At 55.7% G+C, this 3,531-nt stretch carries 1 protein-coding gene and 1 pseudogene; one reads left to right on the forward strand and one right to left on the reverse strand.

The window, feature by feature from the left end; all coding sequences use genetic code 11:
- Window positions 1-496, forward strand: a pseudogene (locus tag IVA80_RS20710) (IS5 family transposase); the annotation flags it as partial.
- 218 nt (window positions 497-714) lie between these two features.
- Here the strand turns inward: IVA80_RS20710 and IVA80_RS20715 are convergent.
- On the reverse strand, window positions 715-2,004 hold the full coding sequence (locus tag IVA80_RS20715) for a C45 family peptidase (RefSeq protein WP_346348008.1): 1,290 nt from the start codon (window positions 2,002-2,004) through the stop codon (window positions 715-717).
- Between the last annotated feature and the right edge of the window lie 1,527 nt (window positions 2,005-3,531).

Below are 3,531 nucleotides of genomic sequence, written 5' to 3' on the forward strand. Positions count from 1 at the left end.
CGATAATCGACAGTCAATCGGTCAAGACGACCGAGAGCGGAGGGCCACGCGGCTTTGACGCGGGCAAGAAGATCAAAGGTCGCAAGCGCCACATCGTCACCGATACACAAGGAAATTTGCTGAGCGCCATCGTGCACCCGGCCAATGTTCAGGATCGGGACGGTGCGCCGGCCGTCGTCATCTTGGCCCGTGCGAGCTACCCGACTATTGCACACTTGTTTGCTGACGGCGGCTACGCCGGCGAAAAGCTTGAAAACGCGCTCCGGAAAATCGACCGGCCCACGATTGAAGTTGTCAAACGCCCGGATGACGCAAAAGGCTTCGTTATTGTTGCCCGACGCTGCGTCGTCGAACGCACGTTGGCCTGGCTCAACCGCTGCCGACGTCTCGCCAAGGATTGGGAGGCCTCCGTCACCTCGGCTGAAGCATGGCTCCTTATTGCCTCACCCGACAACTGCTGCGCCGCATCGCCAGATCGGCCAACGTCAAGTCATGACTTTTGAGTCAGACTCTTAGAGATCAAACGTGGTTGGTTTCAAACAGACGAGCACGCACGCCCGCTGTCGCAGGCCGACTCACGATCCCCGCCCTCATGAGGGCTATCAGCGCAGCATTGGTAGCGATGAGCATTTCATCTGCCTATACCTTAGAAGAGCGCAGCTTCGTCCGCACCGAGTACAACGCATCACACTCGTGAGCAGAGTGCGGCCGTTCTCAGGTCGTGAGCTCAAACCGCTGTAGCGGCGCTTTGCACGGCGGCCCATCGGTGGCATACAGCGCGAGCCGCTGCAGATCCAAAATGACTGCCGCTAGAGTGCTATTTGGCCAAGAACCCTCAGCAGGATGACAGCAAATCGAGGCCGGATAGGAAAAGTGGTCTTTTAGACCTGCCAAAATGTGATCTACATCGATGCCCCCTCGCTTCGAGCGGAGGTGACGGGCGAACCTGCGGGATCGAAATGGGCTATCGGGTACAAAGCGCTCCCATTCTGACGCGATAACTCCTCCAGGCTCGAAGTGATTTGCGTGAGTGATTATTCCGTGCTCAGGATAAAGATATCGTTTGGCGTTGGGAGAGGTTTCAATGCTGATAACCTCACCCTCAGAATGACCGATCAGATAGTTCATAGAGATGCTACGGTCCGTGTTGATAATGACGCTTACGGCACGGTCGAATGTTCGCGCTTCGAGAATGGAGCGGGCTCTCAGCTTAAACGGTGCGGTCATCCGACCCCTGCCATCAATGGCGGTAAGGAGGCTGTTGCAGACCAGCCCAATACCTACTTCATTTAAACCGGTCGTAGGCCCCACGCAGCCGGCTTCAAAAATTCCGAGCCAAGATACACTATTGCCTCTCAGCATCTTTCCGGCAAACAAAGTGCCGCAAACAGCCGCCTGCCCATCGATGGTTTGCGCGAGCATCACCGCACCTTGAGCCGTCGCGTCTGGCATCAATCCGGCAGAGGTGCAGCCATCAAGAACTAAGTTGGACAGATCAACAGCTCGCCGAGCCATCAGACGAAGCCAGATTTCGTGCCGGATATTGAGCATCGTGACTGTTTCCACAGGCCGATTGGCTGCTTCGGCGACGCCTCGCAATTCATCGACATACTCCGGTGATAGCTTCTCGACAAAGGAAAGCCAGCAAGCCGCTTCGGATTGGACGGCTTTCTGATTCGTGCCGTATGCACAAAACCGTCTCAGATAAAATTCTGCATTTTCTGCGATTTCCGATCGCATTATCTCCCCGTGTTGCCTTCCGCGCTCGCGAGGCATTCCGGTGAAGCTAATAAACCTTAAGCTCATCATTCGACTCCCAAGATTACCGGATCTAAGGCCACCAGCTGGCTTATGCGCGCACCTTCGCGGGTGCCATTGACTCAAATGGCGAGTACGCCGATCGTGTCGCCTGGCACAACTTCCAACCGATACTGAGTGACCGATCGCCATAGAGCTGACGACTAGGCTGCGCCTCGATCGCGTGCCAGTGTTGATCGCCGCCATTCGGTTTCGGCGTCACCTCGCCGGTCGCGCGAGCTTGCCCACCAGCGGATCGTGCTCGACTAGCCCGCTCGAAAAGTGCGCCGCAGCACTTCGACACGACTTGGACCCCCAACGAAAAGGACCACACGCTTGCGGAGGTCAATCGAAGAAATGGCGCCATATCTACCGGCCTTTCCGCAAGCTTGGATGAAAACCGGCGTCAGTCGTGATGACTTTCGGTTGCTCGTTCAAAACAACCACTGCCGTCCTGATCCGAGGCTCTAGCCCGAACACACGGATTGAGCGGTTACAGCTCCGTAAGCCGTAGACGCCCGCAGGCGCGCGCTTGCGCTCACACTTGGTCAGGCTGACAAAATTCATCATGGCAGAGACAGCTCGCGTCTCTCGTGGTGATCGACAAGGTCCCTCAATTCATCGCCCGCTAGCCAAACAAGCCACTCGTCGTCCAGAATGTTTTCTTCCACCAGCTGCAATATCGACCCTCCAGGTTCACAATGCGGCAATGGGGAGACGCGCTTATTAAGCAGTCCGCGCGCTACAAATGCGCATACGAAGTCAGGAGCCCACATATGGAAAGATACGCCGCGCTGTATTCCTGATATGATCTTCGGTAAGCCCTTTCCTCTAAGGTCTCGGCGTACCCAAAGGTCCCCGTGGTAGGCAACCTTCCCGGTTATCGTCTTTGCGCTTGGTGCTGTGCAAGCACAACGGTCCTGAGGATGTGCATGTACGGTAGGGTCTGCATAAAACGCACTTAGAGACTCAAGGTGATCCGCGAGGTTGCTGTTCGAAAGGTCATAGAGTCGAGCAGCCGCCAGGAAAGCGACCTCATTTTGCTCGTCGACGCCTTTGACCCAATACCCCTCGCCCAACCTAATCGGCGAGCGATCTGGCCGGAAATTTGGATACGTCGGGTCCTTTGTTGGAGTGGCCCTTGTAATCGATACGTATTCGCGAAAATCAAAACCTATCGAAACCCTAATCCCTTTCTGAATGGCGGCATCGTCATATACTTGAAGGAAGCGCGAGAGGTGCAACGGATTGACCACTCTTTTCATTGCCGCACTCCTCCTACTTTGATGAGCTCGTTCATTGCCCCCCCCGCGAAGTATTAATTGATCATCTGGCATTAACAAGGGCAAGACACCTACCTACTTTGAGGAGCGAGTATTGTGCTTATGAAAAGAAATCAACAAACCGACGTCAAACGGCCGGCTGAGGCGACCGCGTGCCCGTGCTCCAACTCAACTTCACTAGTTGGCGAGGAGCGAGGTGTCTTCCGCCGTCTATGCCATCGAAAACACGAGAAGGATCAGGGGGCGCAGCACCGATGAGCGCCCTGCTGCTCTTGAGCTCCTTGCTACTCGCAGATGAACCTCCTCCGAATTGATGGACACCCGTAGTAGGCTCGAAGAGCCAGGAGGTGTCGGAAGGACGTCAACGTCGCTCGTTTACCGATGACTACAAGCGGCAAGCGGTTGATCTCGTAGCGTCTAGCGGTCGCTCGATCGGCTCGGTTGCCAAGGA

Source organism: Bradyrhizobium sp. 139 (assembly GCF_023074175.1).
Taxonomy (GTDB): domain Bacteria; phylum Pseudomonadota; class Alphaproteobacteria; order Rhizobiales; family Xanthobacteraceae; genus Bradyrhizobium.